This window comes from Bacillus sp. Marseille-Q1617 (assembly GCF_903645295.1).
Taxonomy (GTDB): domain Bacteria; phylum Bacillota; class Bacilli; order Bacillales; family Bacillaceae_B; genus Rossellomorea.
Map to the genome: position 1 here is coordinate 601,644 of NZ_CAHJXM010000002.1, position 16,693 is coordinate 618,336.

Annotated in this window: 17 protein-coding genes; all 17 read left to right on the forward strand. The window is 42.2% G+C overall.

The features are described from left to right. The first annotated feature begins 3 nt into the window (after positions 1 to 3). The 17 genes from HWX64_RS14415 to HWX64_RS14495 all read left to right on the forward strand — a co-directional run bounded on the left by HWX64_RS14415 (position 4) and on the right by HWX64_RS14495 (position 16,337). Positions 4 to 498 (forward strand): flagellar protein FlgN, encoded by a 495-nt coding sequence (locus tag HWX64_RS14415; RefSeq protein WP_175990234.1) that lies wholly within the window; start codon positions 4 to 6, stop codon positions 496 to 498. A 23-nt stretch (positions 499 to 521) separates the two neighbouring features. Next, on the forward strand, positions 522 to 2,078 hold the full coding sequence (flgK, locus tag HWX64_RS14420) for a flagellar hook-associated protein FlgK (RefSeq protein ID WP_175990235.1): 1,557 nt from the start codon (positions 522 to 524) through the stop codon (positions 2,076 to 2,078). A 15-nt stretch (positions 2,079 to 2,093) separates the two neighbouring features. Beyond that, on the forward strand, positions 2,094 to 2,999 hold the full coding sequence (gene flgL, locus HWX64_RS14425) for a flagellar hook-associated protein FlgL (RefSeq protein ID WP_175990236.1): 906 nt from the start codon (positions 2,094 to 2,096) through the stop codon (positions 2,997 to 2,999). 77 nt (positions 3,000 to 3,076) lie between these two features. Continuing rightward, positions 3,077 to 3,667, forward strand: a complete 591-nt coding sequence (locus tag HWX64_RS14430) for a DUF6470 family protein (RefSeq protein ID WP_175990237.1) — start codon at positions 3,077 to 3,079, stop codon at positions 3,665 to 3,667. Between the two features lie 17 nt (positions 3,668 to 3,684). Further along, a complete protein-coding gene (gene fliW / locus HWX64_RS14435; protein WP_175990238.1) occupies positions 3,685 to 4,131 on the forward strand; it encodes a flagellar assembly protein FliW in 447 nt (148 codons plus the stop codon). Positions 4,132 to 4,135: 4 nt separating this feature from the next. Then, the gene (csrA, locus tag HWX64_RS14440) at positions 4,136 to 4,357 is read left to right on the forward strand and encodes a carbon storage regulator CsrA (protein ID WP_175990239.1); all 222 of its coding nucleotides are present in this window, start codon (positions 4,136 to 4,138) and stop codon (positions 4,355 to 4,357) included. A gap of 152 nt (positions 4,358 to 4,509) precedes the next feature. After that, positions 4,510 to 5,346: a flagellin Hag gene (gene hag, locus HWX64_RS14445; protein WP_175990240.1), complete on the forward strand. Its 837-nt coding sequence runs from the start codon at positions 4,510 to 4,512 to the stop codon at positions 5,344 to 5,346. A gap of 108 nt (positions 5,347 to 5,454) precedes the next feature. Then, positions 5,455 to 9,258, forward strand: a complete 3,804-nt coding sequence (locus tag HWX64_RS14450) for an Ig-like domain-containing protein (RefSeq protein WP_175990241.1) — start codon at positions 5,455 to 5,457, stop codon at positions 9,256 to 9,258. 103 nt (positions 9,259 to 9,361) lie between these two features. After that, a complete protein-coding gene (gene flaG / locus HWX64_RS14455; RefSeq protein ID WP_175990242.1) occupies positions 9,362 to 9,721 on the forward strand; it encodes a flagellar protein FlaG in 360 nt (119 codons plus the stop codon). Between the two features lie 15 nt (positions 9,722 to 9,736). Next, complete coding sequence (locus HWX64_RS14460; RefSeq protein WP_175990243.1) at positions 9,737 to 11,272, forward strand: flagellar hook-associated protein 2; 1,536 nt, start codon at positions 9,737 to 9,739, stop codon at positions 11,270 to 11,272. A 36-nt stretch (positions 11,273 to 11,308) separates the two neighbouring features. Then, positions 11,309 to 11,713 carry a flagellar export chaperone FliS gene (fliS, locus tag HWX64_RS14465; protein ID WP_175990244.1) on the forward strand — a complete coding sequence of 135 codons (405 nt, stop codon included), beginning with the start codon at positions 11,309 to 11,311 and terminating at the stop codon, positions 11,711 to 11,713. After that, a complete protein-coding gene (locus HWX64_RS14470) occupies positions 11,713 to 12,060 on the forward strand; it encodes a flagellar protein FliT (protein ID WP_175990245.1) in 348 nt (115 codons plus the stop codon). Before fliS ends, HWX64_RS14470 begins: the two co-directional genes overlap by 1 nt. Before the next feature lie 8 nt (positions 12,061 to 12,068). After that, the gene (locus HWX64_RS14475) at positions 12,069 to 12,464 is read left to right on the forward strand and encodes a hypothetical protein (protein ID WP_175990246.1); all 396 of its coding nucleotides are present in this window, start codon (positions 12,069 to 12,071) and stop codon (positions 12,462 to 12,464) included. A gap of 101 nt (positions 12,465 to 12,565) precedes the next feature. Then, complete coding sequence (locus HWX64_RS14480; RefSeq protein WP_175990247.1) at positions 12,566 to 13,330, forward strand: ABC transporter permease; 765 nt, start codon at positions 12,566 to 12,568, stop codon at positions 13,328 to 13,330. Between the two features lie 353 nt (positions 13,331 to 13,683). Beyond that, positions 13,684 to 14,262, forward strand: a complete 579-nt coding sequence (gene raiA / locus HWX64_RS14485; RefSeq protein WP_254871159.1) for a ribosome hibernation-promoting factor, HPF/YfiA family — start codon at positions 13,684 to 13,686, stop codon at positions 14,260 to 14,262. A gap of 113 nt (positions 14,263 to 14,375) precedes the next feature. Continuing rightward, positions 14,376 to 15,485 carry an aminopeptidase gene (locus HWX64_RS14490; RefSeq protein WP_175990248.1) on the forward strand — a complete coding sequence of 370 codons (1,110 nt, stop codon included), beginning with the start codon at positions 14,376 to 14,378 and terminating at the stop codon, positions 15,483 to 15,485. Between the two features lie 15 nt (positions 15,486 to 15,500). Beyond that, positions 15,501 to 16,337: a DUF1028 domain-containing protein gene (locus HWX64_RS14495; RefSeq protein ID WP_175990249.1), complete on the forward strand. Its 837-nt coding sequence runs from the start codon at positions 15,501 to 15,503 to the stop codon at positions 16,335 to 16,337. Positions 16,338 to 16,693 lie beyond the last annotated feature (356 nt).

Consider the following 16,693-nt stretch of genomic DNA (forward strand, 5'->3'; position numbering starts at 1 on the left):
AACATGTCAGCAACTGTTTTAATCGCAACGCTTGAAAAACTATATAAGCTGAATAAAAGTTTGTTTGACCTTTCCGTAAAAAAAACACAGGTGATCAAAAGGGGTGATATGGCAGGGCTCGACAACCTGTTAAAAGACGAGCAGAAGCATATCGCCGCTATCAATACGGTCGAGAATGAACGTCAGCGGCAGTCTGCCGGCTATTTAAATGGACTCGGCCTGCTGACAGAAGAACCGCCGACCCTTTCTCAATGCATCGAATACAGTGCGCCCGATGATCAAACCGTTCTTCGGGAATGGCAGAATAAAATGACAGAGTTGATTTTCGAATTAAAAGAACGAAATGAACTGAATCAAAAATTGGTCTATCAATCTCTTCAATTTGTGAATATGAACCTATCGATGATGCAGCCGCAGGATCACCAGTCGACATACGCACGTCCGAACGGCGAAAAAAAAGCACCGCCACAACGATCAATCTTTGATTCCCAGGCTTAATTAATTGAAACGGAGGCACCACCATGCGATCTACTTTCCACGGCCTTGAAACCGCCAAGCGCGGCATGTACACACAGCAAGGCGCCCTTTATACGACAGGTCACAATATTTCCAACGCAAACACGCCGGGCTACAGCCGCCAGCGTGTGAACTTTGAACAGACCACTCCATATCCTGCTCCTTCAATGAACCGTCCAGATATCCCGGGTCAAATGGGAACCGGGGTAGAGGCGGGTTCCATTCAGCGTGTGCGCGATTCGTTCCTGGATGTTCAATACCGCGGTGAAAATAACAAGCTGGGATATTGGGAATCGAAAATGGAAGCGATGAAAAAGATGGAAGAAGTCATGAACGAACCATCGGAGTCAGGTCTATCCAAGACGATAGATATGTTCTGGCAGTCGCTCCAGGATCTTGCGGTCAATCCGACGAACGCAGGTGCAAGGTCAGTTGTTCGTGAGCGTGGAATCGCGGTGGCGAATACGTTTAATTATTTATCATCCTCGCTGACCGGTGTTCGCGGTGATTTGAAAAATGAACTCAGCGTGACTGAAAAGCAAATCAACTCCCTGACAAGACAAATCGATAAAATTAATAAACAAATCGCAGATGTTGAGCCTCATGGTTACCTGCCTAATGATTTGTATGATGAACGTGACCGCCTGATTGATGAATTATCAAAGCACGTGTCGATTCAAACAAGCTACCAGTCAAGCGGAGGAGCATCTTCCCCGATTGCAGAAGGCCAGGTGACCGTTAACCTGGTTGGCAAGGACGGGAATTTTGCCATCAACCTGGTCGGGAAAAGCGGAGCAAACGAACTGAAGCTTTCCATGAAAGGACCTCAAGATACGGTCGATTCCGTCACAATCGGAAACCAGACGCTTGATGTGAACGACTTTTTATCACAGGGTGAAGGGAAATTAAGAGCCCTCATCGATACATACGGTTACTCAGACAAGAACGGCAAAGCACAAGGCTCTTACATTACGATGCTGAACGAACTCGACAATATGGCGTATGAATTTGCTAAAGCATTTAACGAACAGCACCAAAAAGGTGTGTCCCCTGCAGGAATGGAAGATCCGACCGTTGAAACACCGAAGTTCTTCCAGGATGCCGCGGATGCTTCTGCAGACTTAGGGAACATAGATAGATCAGGGTTTGCCCAGCGTATGCAAATTGCGGATGAACTGGAAAACCTGGACATGATTGCAACAGCAAGTGCAGGCAATCCTACACTTGGTGACGCAGCCAACGTAAGAGCACTTGCAGATATTATTACCACGACTGAACTTTCATACGGGGAAAAACCGGCAACCTTCAGGGCTCACTTCGAATCGGTCATCGGTGCAATGGCGGTTGAATCTCAGGAATCCGTCCGGCTTTCACAAAACTCCGGAGTGCTGCGTTCAGCGGTTGAAGAACGCCGTATGTCTGTAAGCGGGGTTTCACTTGATGAGGAAATGACCAATATGATCAAATTCCAGCACGCCTACAATGCTTCTGCGAGAATGATCACCCTTCAGGATGAAATGCTCGATAAAATCATCAACGGCATGGGAACCGTGGGAAGATAGGAAGGTGAAGCCTAAATGCGCGTAACACAAAGCATGCTAACCAATAACTCAATGAGAAACCTTAGCTCATCCTATGCGAGGATGGGACAGCTTCAGGACCAACTGGCTACAGGTAAAAAAATAACCAAGCCTTCCGATGATCCGGTTGTTGCGATGAAAGGGATGTTTTATCGTTCGAACTTGACGGGGATCGAGCAGTATAAACGGAATCTTTCCGAGCTATATCTTTGGATGGATAACTCGGAAGCGGGAATTGACCAGGCCAATCAAGGATTGCAGCGCGTTCGTGAGCTTACACTGCAAGGTAAAAACGGTACGTTAAGTGAAGAGGACAAAAAGGCTGTTGCCGTTGAAATTGAACAAATTAAGATGGACTTGGTTGGAGTAGCGGAAACTAAGGTTGCCGGCCGTTATATTTTTCACGGGACAGATGTAGGGAATTCTCCTGTCAAAGATGGGAAACCTGCAGACGGCAGTGCACCACAGGTTGCTGATAATCTGATTAGTGCAGCCATTGGAAATTATAATATAGAAGTTTCGCAGGGAGTATCTCTAAAAGCCAACGTGAATCCTGGCAATGTATTCAGTCAGAAGCTATTTGATACGGTGCACAGTATTCAAAAAGCATTGAAATCAGGCGATACATCTACACTTGATACAGAATTAGGGAACTTGGATGATGTCATGGAAACCCTGTCGGCTGAGCGTTCAGAACTGGGTGCCCGCTATAACCGTTTGGAAATGATCGACGACCGCCTAGGTCAGCAGGAAGTAGTCGCTAATCGGATCCTTTCTGATAACGAGGATGCCGATATCGAAAGAGTCATTACCGATTTGAAGACCCAGGAGAGTGTACACCGGGCTGCGTTAGGAGTCGGTGCGAGAATCATCCAGCCTACTTTAATGGACTTTTTACGATAAAAATGCAAGGGGACCAACCCTTTAAGGTGTTTCGTCACCTTAGGGGACGGTTCCTTTTTTAATAGAGGTGAAAGGATATGAACTTTCCACAGATACGATTGCAATCCACCCCTGCTTCCATCGGGATCAAAACGACTCCCGGAAAACTGGAAGTCGAAACACCCCCGCCGTCACTGGATATCCAGCAGCCAAAAGCAAAGATGGAAATCGAACGGAGACCTTCGAAGTTGACCATTGACCAAACCGAAGCAAGGGCAGACATGAATTTGAAATCAGTGCGCCGGCGGATTGAAGATTTTGCGAGACAGGGACATGAGGATTGGCTGGCCGGGCTCGCTCGTGTTGCTCAGGATGGAGACGAGCTAATGATGATAGAGAACGGGGGTAATGCCATTGCAGCACAAGCCGAACGAAACAGCGAAAATCCGATGTATGATTTCAATATTGGCTGGATCCCTTCAGCAGGAAGCGTAAAAATTCAATATGATCCCGGCGAGGTGAACGTGAAGTTTGAGCCGCAAAAAGTCATCAACAATACACAAGTTGTGAAGCCGCACATCAATGTGTCAAAAGCTCAGGTGGACATCAGTCTTCAAAAATATGCCGATTTACAAATTGATTTTGTGAATTTAAACCATGTCGGAATTAATTACGAACAGGAAATCTAAAAAGAAGGAATGAGAGCATGAACATAAACACTAAATACCACGGAGAGATTGACGTCAAAGAGGACGCTGTATTGAACTTTGAACAGGGGATCCCCGGGTTCGCCGATGAGAAAAAATTCGTCTTGCTGCCTCTGCCGGAAAATGATTGGTTTCATATCCTGCAATCGGTTACCACCCCACAGCTCGGATTCGTAGTGACGGACCCATTTTTATTCACGAAAGAGTTTGACTTCGAACTGGATCAAGGCAGTGTGGAATCATTGGGATTCACTGATGGGAAAAATGTAAAAGTACTGACCATCCTTACAATGAGGGAAACACTTAATGATTCGACTGCCAACCTGCAAGCTCCGATCGTGATCAATCTGGCAAACAACAAAGCCAAACAAGTGATTCTGAATGATCCAAACTACAAAACAAAACATCTAATCTTTGCTCAGCCAGAGCAAGCTGGTAAGGAGTGAGACGATGCTGGTATTAACGAGAAAAACCGGAGAAGCCATTCAAATAGGGGAAGATATTGAAATCAGTGTGATATCGGTAAAAGGAGATCAAATAAAACTTGGCATCAACGCACCGAAGAACGTCGAAATCCACCGAAAAGAAATCTACCTGACCATCCAGGAAGAAAATGCCGAAGCCTCCAAAGGAATCGAAAACCTCTTCAATATTTTGCCGAAAAAACAATAATTTTTATACTAAACTATTAAACCCTAGTAAAAACGACCGATATTAACCATGTAAGCAAGGAAAAAAGGGCGGCCGACCTTTCTGTTCTTTGTAAACCAAATAATGAACAGTTCACAAGGATGTGGACTTACTTTCAAGGAGGAAATTTAGTTATGAGAATTAATCACAATATTGCGGCTTTGAATACTTATCGTCAGTTGAATAGTGCTTCTACTGCACAATCTAAATCTATGGAGAAGTTATCTTCAGGTCTTCGCATCAACCGTGCTGGTGACGATGCCGCAGGACTTGCTATCTCTGAGAAGATGCGTGGACAGATTCGTGGTTTAGATCAAGCTTCTCGTAATGCTCAAGATGGTATCTCACTAATTCAAACTGCTGAAGGTGCCCTTAATGAAACTCACTCAATTCTTCAACGTATGAGAGAATTAGCGGTACAATCTACTAACGATACTAATACATCGTCAGACAGAGCTTCATTACAAGCAGAGGTAGATGAATTAATTACAGAAATTGATAGAATTGCCAACCAAACAGAATTTAATACAGCTACGTTACTTAATGGCACTGGTGGTAATAATGGAGATGGAACGTTCGATTTTCAAATTGGTGCTAATACGACACAAACAGTTACTCTAACAGTTGGAAATATGACAGCTGGAGGTGCTAATTTAGGTGTTTCAGGATTAGATATTTCTACAGATTCTGCTACAGCTACAGCTGCGATTGCTACATTGGATACTGCTATTACTAATGTCTCTACTGAGCGTAGTAATCTTGGAGCATTCCAAAATCGGTTAGAACATACAATTAACAATCTATCTACATCTTCCGAAAACCTAACTGCCGCTGAATCTCGTATCCGTGACGTTGACATGGCAAAAGAAATGATGAACCAAACAAAGAACTCTATTCTTGCTCAAGCTTCTCAAGCAATGTTAGCTCAAGCAAATCAACAACCTCAAGGAGTATTACAATTACTTCGTTAATAGAACCTTTTATAGAGCGAAGGGACTCTGGTCATATCCAGGGTCTCTTTTATAAATGAAAAATAGGTATAAAGTAATGGTCGAATAATATCAGGGAGCAATTTGAGTATGAAAAAAATCTTTTATGTAATTCTTATATGTCTACTATTATTTTCTCAAACAAAAGTCTTTGCAGTTGACGTTATAATCGAGGATCCCACACCAGACCTACAGGCCCCATACATAAAAATTATAAGTGTGTCGAGTAATGAACTGACCCCTACTACTCCAATTACTATTAATGCTGAAATTTCAGATGAACTTTCTGGCTTTAATAAAGGATCTATTACTTATAGAAAACCCTCAAATCAGATTGTTACAGTCCCATTTGCTCAAAATTCTCAGACCGGAACATACGAAGCATACATGTCTGTGTCAGATATTGATGTACCGGGTGAATGGAAGGTAGCGGACATATTCCTTCAAGATAATAAAGATAATTCTGTTCATTTATCTCATTTATCCACTCAATCCAACGGTGAGCTAATCGATTTTTCTGGATTAAACTTAAATGTAAGTGGAGTAAGCACTCCGATGTCTACCGATAAAGAGGCTCCGATACTTAATTCATTATCAATAAAGTCTCAGGAGTTAAGCGTTAATGACAGCATAGAAATTACAGCAGACATCTCGGATAATGAGTCAGGAGTTTCCATGGTTAAAGCTTACTATAAAAAGCCAAGTGGACTTTCCCAAACTATTTATTTATATAAGGATGCAGTTGGTACTTTCACGGGTACTCATTCGATAGGAAAATATGAAGAAAGCGGTGAATGGATACTAACTTCTATATATATTAGTGATAAAGAAGGAAATTCAAAAACCTATTCTGACTTCATAGACAAAGATGGGAACCTTCAAAGTTTTGAAAACTGCAAATTAACCATAACTGGTACGACAATTGACTCTGAAGCTCCGGTACTCAATGAAATTTCTGTTACTTCAACCAAGGTAAGTCCAAACGAGAAAATTGAAGTGCGGGCAAAAATCACAGATAACGAGTCAGGTGTATCATATGTAAAAGTAAATTATAGAAACCCAAGCGGTAATACAAAGTATTTTTATCTATATAAAACTACTACAGATAATGAATATGTTGGATCAATGACAATTTCACAATATGAGGAAAGAGGAGATAGAGTCCTTACCTCTGTTTACTTGCGTGACAATGTGGGGAATTTTAATACAATCACAAATTACCAGAATGAGAATAATGAAGAGAAATCATTTAATCACTGTACTGTTGAGGTGATAGGGACAACCCCGGATTGGGAAGCACCGGAATTTATAGGCGGAAAAATTGGCGTTTCACAAATCTCTGCTGAGAAGGCAGCTGTTAAATTGACTATTGAAGTTGAAGATAACTTATCCGGTATTACTTACAGCACTCTTAATGGCTCCTATAGAAAGCCCAGTGGGAAAATCTACTCCTTAAATTTTATAAAACAAAATAATCAATACACCGCTACGATCTATATAGATAAATATGATGAGTTAGGGGAATGGGCCTTAAATAATTTATCTATAAGAGATGCGGTCGGCAATTATGCCCGTCCTATTAAGATAGGGAGTAGTCCTTTGTCTGAATTTAATATTAATGTAATGGGGAAAATCACCATAACCCCAGGTACTCACAATAGTATATTTTTTGAAGCGCCAGAAGTGTTGTCCAGCGCTCAAACATACCAGTTAAAACCTGTTCTTAAATCAAGTAATGAATCTGTACCAGATGCAGATGTGACTAATGAGAACCTAGTAAAATATACTTCGACAAACCCTGATTTATTGAATGTAAGTACTACAGGGTTAATTACTATACCAGAATCAGCCGGTTCCGGCATTGTTATGTTAGAAGTTTCCTATGGAGAACTAACAAGACAAGTCGAAATAAAAATCAATGAAGGAACCATTGAATCCGTTCTTCAAGTGACACCACTCTCAACGATTTTACATGCTGGGGAGAGTCAACAGTTGAAAGTGGTTGAAATTAATGACGGTGCCAGAAAAGATATAACAAGCTCATCCAGTGGCATCACTTATTCCAGTAGTAATCCTTCTCTTGTAAGTGTTAGTAGTAACGGTCTAATTCAAGCGGCTATAGGAGAAATAAAGGGCACAGCAGAAATTATTGTAAACTACAACGGATTGAGTACTAAAACAATCGTCCAAATATCTAAACCTGTTGTAAGAGAGTTATCCATTTCTCCTAGAGAGGAAACACTATCATTATCTAATAACAGGCTCCAGCTAGTGGTCAAAGCATTTATGACAGATGGCACAACAAAAGATGTGTCAAAGGGGATAGAGGGTACAAGTTACATTTCTTCTAACCCTGCTATTGCACAAGTAAGTGGGGATGGATTAGTTACAGTCCCCTCCGATGCAACTAGCGGGGAAGTAACGATTACAGCAAAAAATAATGGTGTTTATGTTAGAAGTAAAATAAATATCAATGTACCGGAATTAACAGAGATTAATGTAACGCCAGATGAAATTGGAGTATATCCCGGAGACACTATTCAGCTGAACGCTTTAGGAAGATGGAGTAATGGAGTGGTTAAAGATATTACTTCAGGTGATGAAGGAACTTCCTATATCAGTTCATTATCAAGCAGAGGATCTGTAAATGAAAATGGTACAGTAATCATCCCAGAAGATGCTTCATATGGAAAGCTTACTATAACTCTAGTGAATAAATCAGTTAAAGCTATAGCAGTCTTGTATGTGGAGAAAGATCCTAGCAATGAATTGGTAGAGATTAGGGCTAAAACTGAAAATTCGAAATTGTTCAGGAATGAATCAACTCAATTGAGCATTACAGGTATTTATGGAGATGAGTCAGAAAAGGATCTGACATCAGGTACAGAAGGAACGACATATACCAGTTCGGTGCCAAGTAGGGCGGTGGTAGATGAAAACGGAACAATCACTGTACCAGCAGACGCGACCTATGGAAGTGTAACGATTACAGTAAGAAACGGGTCGTTATACACAAGAGTGGTTCTGACGATCGAGGAAGACCAAAGTAAAGTGTTAAAGAACTTGTCAGCAACGATTGAAGATCCAGCATTATACCGAGAGGAAGAAACACAATTAGCCGTATCGGGCCTTTATGGGGATGAATCATTAAAAGACCTGACATTAGGTACAGCAGGAACCACATATACCAGTTCGGTGCCGAGCAGGGCTATGGTAGATGAAAACGGAACAATCACTGTGCCAGCGGACGCAACATATGGAAGTGTAACAATTACAGTAAGAAACGGAACGTTATATACAAGAGTGGTTTTGACCATCGAGGAAGATCAAAGTAAAGTGTTACAGACCTTGTCAGCATCGATTGAGGATTCAGCGCTATACAGGGGAGAAGGAACTCAGTTAAGTGTAACGGGAGTCTATGGAGATGAGACTATAAAGGATTTGACGTCAGGTACAGAAGAAACGACATATACCAGTTCGGTGCCGAGCAGGGCGATGGTAGATGAAAATGGAAAAGTCACTGTGCCAGCGGACGCAACATATGGAAGTGTAACAATTACAGTAAGAAACGGAACGTTATATACAAGGTTGGTTTTGACCATTGAAGAAGATCAAAGTAAAGTGCTAAAGACCTTGTCAGCATCGATTGAGGATTCAGCCCTATACAGAGAAGAAGAAACACAAATAACAGTATCTGGAATCTTTGGAGATGAGTCAGAAAAGGATCTGACATCAGGTACAGAAGGAACGACATATACTAGTTCAGTTCCGAGTAGGGCAATCGTAGATGAGAACGGGAAGGTTACTGTACCAGCAGGTGCAACTTATGGGAATGTTACCATCACTATAAGAAATGGAAAATTGTACAAGAGAATATTGTTAACAATTCAATAATATACGTTCAGGGTGCATCAGCACCCTTTTTTCTATTGATTTCTAAACAATCATAAAATTACTCCGATATAAATTTTATGATAAATGTTTGGGAGGAAACAAAGTGATTCAAAAAGTGGCAGGTAAGTCCATATCAAACCAACAATCATTTACTAAAGAAGAACCAAACACACGTGAAGCAGTAAAACAACTCCAAGTTCAGGAACGCCAACAAGCAGCATCCAATAAAGAGCCTGTCACAAAAGAAAAAATGGTTGATGTCGTTCAAGGAATGAATGAGTTTCTACAAGCTTCAAATACACATTTGAAATTCGAATTTCACGATAAATTACAAGAATATTATGTCACGATCGTAGACGAACAGACAAAAGAAGTGGTAAAAGAAATACCGGCAAAGAAGATTCTCGATATGTATGCGGCGATGACAGAGTTTGTCGGATTGATGGTAGATAAAAAGATATAAAGAAAGGAGATATTTATGGCCAGTGATATGCGAATAAGTGGACTTGCGAGCGGCATGGACACAGAACAGATGATTAAAGACCTGATGAAGGCTGAGCGTATACCTTTGGATAAGTTAGAGCAAAAGAAGCAATATCTGGAGTGGCAGCGTGATGATTACCGTGATATGAATAAAATGATGTTTGATTTCCGCAACCTCATTTTTGACGGGGTAATGAAGCAGGGGACTTATACACAGAAAGCAGTGACTATTTCAAATCCCAATGAGATATCAGTGAAGAATATAAGTTCCACTACGGATTTTTCAGGTACGATTAATGTGGAAAAACTGGCTTCTGCAGCTACAATGTACAGTTCGGGACCCATTACTCAATCAGACGGCGCAGCTTTTGACTCCAAAAAGAAGTTGAGTGAATCGTTCGGGTTATCGGGCGAGCAAAGTATTAAAGTGAGGGCAGTACAAGCAGACGGTACGATGGCTTCAGATTTTACAGAGATAAAATTTATGGCTGAAGATGAATCCTTAGATAGCCTTATTGCTAAAATCAATGCCCAGACAGGGGTATCCATGTTCTATGATACCCAGACCAAACAAATGTCGGTGATGAGCAAAAATACCGGTAATAATACATCTGGAGCAGAAATTGAACTTCAGGGAGCATTATTTACCACTCACCTAAAGCTTGATGGAAATAATGATACTGCTGCAGCAAGTGGCAGGGGAGCAGCAGGGGAAAACGCTGTTTTTACATACAATGGAATGAAAACGGAGCGTGCCTCTAACACGTTTACCATTAATGGCTTTGAATTGACGTTAAAAAACGCTTCAAACACAAACGTAACATTCAGTTCACAGCCTGATACGGATAAGATTTTAGAGAAGATTGTAAAATTCGTAGATGAATATAACAAACTCATCGAAAAGGTGAATGGTGAACTAGGAGAGAAAAAGCATCGGAACTTCCAGCCTCTTACAAAAGAACAAAAGGAAGCGATGGAAGAAAAGGAAATCGAGCTTTGGGAAGAAAAGGCGCGGAGTGGTACTTTACGAAATGATTCTGTTCTATCTTCTGCAATGAACAAGATGAGGATGGATCTATATACCCCTGTTTCAGGAGGAGTATCGGGAATCGATCAGCTTGCTCAAATTGGTATTAAGACGTCAAGTAACTATCTTGATAAAGGCAAACTTATCATTGACGAAAGCAAATTAAAAGAAGCCATTTCCAAAGATCCCAATGCCATTTATGAGATTTTCGCTAAAGATGGAGCAACATCAGGAGAACAGGGTATTGCTCGTCGATTACGCGAAACTTTGAAAAATACGATGGACAGTGTCGAGAAAAAAGCTGGGAAAGCATCCAGTGGAAATAACTCATTCACTTTGGGGCGCTTACTGGATTCAACGGATAATCAGATTGATCGTTTCGAAGACCGTCTCATCCAAGTGGAAGATCGCTATTGGCGCCAATTCACCGCGATGGAGAAAGCTATTCAACGTGCCAACCAGCAGTCCATGTACCTCATGCAGCAATTCGGTGGGGGAATGTAATTTTTTATAAAGCAAGGTAATAAAAGGAGTGTCAATATGGCCATCAATAACCCTTATACAGCATATCAAAACAACTCGGTTAACACGGCTTCACCAGGTGAACTTACACTTATGCTTTATAATGGAAGTCTGAAATTTATTCATATAGCTAAAAAAGCCATTGAAGAAAAAAATATCGAAATAAAAAATACGAATATCCAAAAAGTGCAGGCAATCATTAGTGAACTGATGGTGACACTTAATACTGATCTGGAAGTTTCACAAAACATGATGTCTCTTTATGACTACATTAATCGCCGTTTAACGGAAGCCAATATTAAGAATGATGTAGCAATTTTAAAAGAAGTTGAAGGATTGATCACCGACTTCCGCGACACCTGGAAACAAGTCATCCAGCTCAACCGCCAGAAGCAGCATGCAGGGCAAGGCGGGCAGGCTTAATGAGTTCTGTCCTTCTATGCCACAGCATCACGAAGCAGCTGAAAGAAGCAATCGATGGGGTAAGTTCTGAAAATCGCGACTCTGTCATTGAATCAATCGAAAAGCTTTTGGTGGAAAGGCAGAGTCTGCTGGGCAGCATTAAGCCTCCTTTTTCCACAGATGAGCAAGTGCTGGGCAGGGAAATGATGGCGTGGAATCAGGAAATTGACCGGAAACTTATGCTTTTACGTACAGAAATCAAGCGTGACATGAACGGCTTATCCAAGAAAAAAACATCGGCACAGCGCTATACGAATCCTTACCAATCACTTCAGCACGACGGCATGTTTTACGATAAAAAGAAATAGGTGATTCCTTGACAAACGCAGTAAAACTGGACGAGAAACAATTCGAACTCCTCAACCAGTACGTTGGAATGCTGGAAACAATCGAAGAAGCATTTGATTATGTAACAGTGAGTTTTACTGATATAGAAAAGACGGAAGGCGACCGGGTATTGGCGGATGTGTTCGAAGCCCTTGGTCAGGTATCAGAGAGCAATAGAATGTTGGGGCAGATGTTTGAAGAACGTCCGGATATTTTGTCAATTATGATGAAGTTTGTTGGTGTCATTGACCAAGCAATGGAGTTAAACGGTCATTTTCAAGAAAGTAACGTGAAAGAAGAAATTGTCAAAGGGAAACTATCCCCTGCATTTTCTGCCTGGAGACTGGAAATGGATCAGGTATTGAAGCCTCTTTTGAATAACTGATGTTAGAGCCTCGCATATGCCGGGGCTTTTTCTATTTTAGAAAGTCTTTTATGCTATGATAATAGTGATTTCTAAAAAACACTAGTGAGATGATGACTCCAATGCAAACCCTGATCAACCTCATCACCAACGAAACAATCAAACAAGCTTCACTCAACCGCACCTGGATTTCCCTCGGAATCATCGTATTCATCAATTCTCTTTCCTCCTTCTTCACCTACATGCTCTTTGACGGCATCCAGTTTTCCTTCTGGGAGTTTATGAGAATCAGTTCGAATCTCTTGTTAGTTATACAGATATTCTGCCTGGTGATCGCGGGTGATATCGTGTCGAATGAATTCTCGAGAGGTACGATCAAGCTGCTGTTGATCAGGCCGATTAAAAGAAGCACCATTCTCCTTTCTAAATATCTAACGGTGATTGTTTGGGCAGTCATATTGACTGCTGCTCATTTCTTGTTTTCTTCATTGCTCGGAATTATATGGTTTTATGATAGTTTTTTTGAATTCACGGTGAACTTCTTTGTGGTAGCCGGGGCTTACGTTTTGAGATTTATTGAAATGATCATCATTTGCTCTTTGGCCTTTACGTTATCGGTGATTACCCGGAGCAGCTCTCTAGCGATCGGAGTGACCATTTTCTTGACGTTCACTTCGAATACGTTCATGATCCTTCTTAATGAACGCGGGATGGAGTGGGGGAAGTATTTATTGCTGGCGAATACGGATTTGCAGCAGTACTTTTTTGCCTCGCCTCCTTTTGAGGGCATGACGTTTGGGTTTTCGGTGATGGTGGTCGGACTGTATCTGGCTGTTTTCGGTTTATTGTCGGTGGTTGTTTTTAGTAAGAGGGATGTTGATGTGTAACAATCGCGGTGCCAGGCACAATACAAGGCATTTGTGTCTTGCACCAATTACTCTCCCACCCATTCACAAACCTGCCCCAAAATATCCACCAATCCTTCAAATTTCCCCCGTCTATTCCTCCAAAATCGTGAGACAATAATAGTGTAAAGAGTAGTTAGTCACGAACCAGCTCCACACACTCTTTACTCATATATCTCTTCAATCCCTTATGTGGCGACACTTTCGACATCTGCCGCAATCCTGCGACAAAATACTTTGTGAAATGACAAAAAATTTCGAAAGTTTAAGCAGGAATAATTGAGGGAATGTAGAAATATATAAACATAGCTTTATTTTTAAAAGGAGGAGTTTACATGTTGAATTACAACATTCGAGGCGAGAACATTGAGGTAACTCCAGCGATTCGCGAACACGTGGAGAAGAAGATTGGCAAGTTAGATCGTTACTTTAATGAAACTCCTGATGCAAATGTACATGTTAATCTGAAAGTGTACCCTGATAAAAATACTAAAGTTGAAGTGACTATTCCAATGCCGCACCTGGTCCTTCGAGCGGAGGAACGCCACACAGATATGTATGCGGCCATTGATCTAATAGTAGATAAATTAGAGAGACAAATTCGTAAACATAAAACAAGAGTGAACCGTAAAATGCGTGAGAAAGGCAGCCCGAAAGAGTTCTTCGCAGCCCAGGAGGATTTGAACCATGTTTCTCCTAACGGCGCAGCGGCTGTTGAATTAGAGGACGAGAATGAATCAGAAGTAGTGCGTACAAAACAGTTCAACCTGAAACCGATGGACAGTGAAGAAGCGATTCTTCAGATGGACCTGTTAGGCCACAGCTTCTTCGTCTTCACAGATGCTGAAACCAATGCGACAAACATTGTGTACAAGCGTCGTGACGGAAAATACGGTTTGATTGAAACGAACTGATCATTAACAATTGAAGATCCTGCAGTCATTATGGCTGCAGGATTTTTTGATAGGAGGTTTCTTCCAATTTTTGTCGAAATATAAGAGTAGACAAAAATAGAGGGGGAACCAAAGTGAGAGATCCACGTTTGGGAAAATTGGCAGAGGTGCTTCTGATACATTCATTGAAAATGAAAGAAGGAGAAAAACTCCTGATCACAGGTGAGTATACAACTAAGCCGCTGGTAAAGGAGCTGCTTCGAAAAGCGTATGATATGGGGGTCATCCCGTATTTTGAATTCGGCGATCAGGAATTGATGCGCATCATGGGTACTCATGCAAAGGAAGAGCAGATGATTCTCATGAATAAATGGAATATGGAAAAGTATCAGGATCTGGATGCATTCATCAGCATATCGAGCGACCCGAATGATGCCGAAATGAGTGAGGTACCGGCAGAGCAGTGGCAGCTGCTCATGCCGCATATGAAAGATTCCAATGACTATCTTGTCCAGAAGAAGAAATGGGTCCTGTTAAACTATCCGAACCCATCTCTAGCGCAAAAAGCAAAGATGAGCTATGACACGTTCTTCGATTATCTCCTGGAAGTATGCACAGTCGACTACAAGCAGATGGAGGAGGCACAAAAGCCCCTCAAAGAGTTGATGGACCGGACGGATAAAGTCCGGATTACAGGTGAGGGGACGGATCTTACTTTTTCCATAAAAGACATTCCGTCAGTCATGTGCTTCGGCGAGCGCAATATCCCGGACGGGGAAGTGTATACGGCCCCGGTCAAGGACAGTGTGAATGGTACGATCACGTATAATACGCCGACTTTATACCGCGGTTTTTCATTTGATAATATCTCTTTGACTTTTGAAGACGGAAAGATCGTGAAGGCGACAGCTGATAAAACGAAGGAACTCAATGATATTCTTGATACCGATGAAGGTGCCCGTTTTATCGGGGAGTTCGCGATCGGTGTGAACCCGAAGATCAAAGAGCCGATGCTTGATATCTTGTTCGATGAAAAAATCAGCGGCAGCTTCCATTTCACTCCGGGACAGGCTTATGAAGGGGCAGATAACGGAAACCGTTCCAGCGTGCACTGGGATATGGTCTGCATCCAGCGTCCCGAGTATGGCGGAGGCGAAATGTACTTCGACGATGTTTTGATTCGCAAGGATGGGTTATTTGTAATAGAAGAGCTGAAAGGTTTGAACCCGGACGCTCTCATTTAAAAGGAGGACTTCAACATGACGTATTCCATAGTCGGATATGATCCTGAAGAAAAAGAATGGGGAATTGCGGTTCAGTCCAAGTTTCTTGGTGTCGGCTCGGTTGTCCCTTTTGCCAAAGCAGGTGTGGGGGCGGTAGCGACTCAGTCATACGCCAATACCGCTTACGGACCGCAGGCGCTTCAGCTGATGGAAGAAGGAAAGACAGCCGAGGAAGCAATGGACATCATTACAAAAGATGATCCGGAACGCCATCTCAGACAGGTGGGTCTCATTGATGCCTGGGGTCACGGCGCTACGTTTACCGGAGAAGGCTGCTATGACTGGGCAGGCGGAATCACAGGAAAACATTTTGCAGCCCAGGGAAATATTTTAGTAGATGAAAACACGGTGAAAGCGATGGCAGAAACCTTTGAATCTACTACCGGGAGTCTGGCAGAACGCTTGCTCCATGCATTGGACGCCGGACAGGAAGCAGGAGGCGACTCGCGGGGAATGCAGTCGGCGGCTCTTTTAGTCGTAAAAGAAAACGGGGGCTACGGAGGCTTCAATGATCGCTACATTGACCTGCGTGTTGATGACCACTCCTCTCCTATAAAAGAGCTGAAGCGAATCTATTTAATGCACCAGCTTTATTTCAAAGAGTCAGAACCTGGAAGAGTCGTGCTGGTAGAAGGCGAGGTCCGGGACGACCTGCAGAACGAGCTGAATCGTCTGGGTTATGCGGACGAAGGCAAGTCACTGCATCAATCCCTGAAGGACTACCTGCATACCGAAAACTTCGAAATGCGTGAGCAGGAAGAGAATTATATTGATTTGGATGTATTGGATTATATGAAGAAGCAAGGGCGGTAGATTGATAGGGAGCTGTTTTCAAGGGGGTGGTTGACTTTGAAAACAGCTCTATTTTATGGATATGAAATAGATATTACCCATCTCCAGCTTTTGATTGGAGTGCAAGACGAAGACTCCAGCGGGAAAAGTGACTAATGTGAGACCCCGCAAGAGCGCAGCGATGAGGAGGCTCACGGGTCACCCGCGGAAAGCGAAGTCTTGCACGGAAATCAAAAGCGGTAATCAAGGTACTTTATGAAATAATGAGCAATTCCATTCCAACTGGTTGTTTTTACATCCACCAAAACAGTTTAACCCAACCCCAAAATGTTATATAATGAACATTTGTGAACGGGACTCAACAATTCGGAGGTAAG

What these genes read in the sequence shown, in the direction of transcription:
- fliW (WP_175990238.1), top strand. Translation starts at nt 3,685, where the DNA reads ATGAACATAAACACTAAATACCACGGAGAGATTGACGTCAAAGAGGAC.
- flgK (WP_175990235.1), top strand. Translation starts at nt 522, where the DNA reads ATGCGATCTACTTTCCACGGCCTTGAAACCGCCAAGCGCGGCATGTAC.
- HWX64_RS14415 (WP_175990234.1), top strand. Translation starts at nt 4, where the DNA reads ATGTCAGCAACTGTTTTAATCGCAACGCTTGAAAAACTATATAAGCTG.
- HWX64_RS14450 (WP_175990241.1), top strand. Translation starts at nt 5,455, where the DNA reads ATGAAAAAAATCTTTTATGTAATTCTTATATGTCTACTATTATTTTCT.
- hag (WP_175990240.1), top strand. Translation starts at nt 4,510, where the DNA reads ATGAGAATTAATCACAATATTGCGGCTTTGAATACTTATCGTCAGTTG.
- fliS (WP_175990244.1), top strand. Translation starts at nt 11,309, where the DNA reads ATGGCCATCAATAACCCTTATACAGCATATCAAAACAACTCGGTTAAC.
- HWX64_RS14480 (WP_175990247.1), top strand. Translation starts at nt 12,566, where the DNA reads ATGCAAACCCTGATCAACCTCATCACCAACGAAACAATCAAACAAGCT.
- flgL (WP_175990236.1), top strand. Translation starts at nt 2,094, where the DNA reads ATGCGCGTAACACAAAGCATGCTAACCAATAACTCAATGAGAAACCTT.
- HWX64_RS14430 (WP_175990237.1), top strand. Translation starts at nt 3,077, where the DNA reads ATGAACTTTCCACAGATACGATTGCAATCCACCCCTGCTTCCATCGGG.
- HWX64_RS14470 (WP_175990245.1), top strand. Translation starts at nt 11,713, where the DNA reads ATGAGTTCTGTCCTTCTATGCCACAGCATCACGAAGCAGCTGAAAGAA.
- raiA (WP_254871159.1), top strand. Translation starts at nt 13,684, where the DNA reads ATGTTGAATTACAACATTCGAGGCGAGAACATTGAGGTAACTCCAGCG.
- HWX64_RS14460 (WP_175990243.1), top strand. Translation starts at nt 9,737, where the DNA reads ATGGCCAGTGATATGCGAATAAGTGGACTTGCGAGCGGCATGGACACA.
- HWX64_RS14495 (WP_175990249.1), top strand. Translation starts at nt 15,501, where the DNA reads ATGACGTATTCCATAGTCGGATATGATCCTGAAGAAAAAGAATGGGGA.
- csrA (WP_175990239.1), top strand. Translation starts at nt 4,136, where the DNA reads ATGCTGGTATTAACGAGAAAAACCGGAGAAGCCATTCAAATAGGGGAA.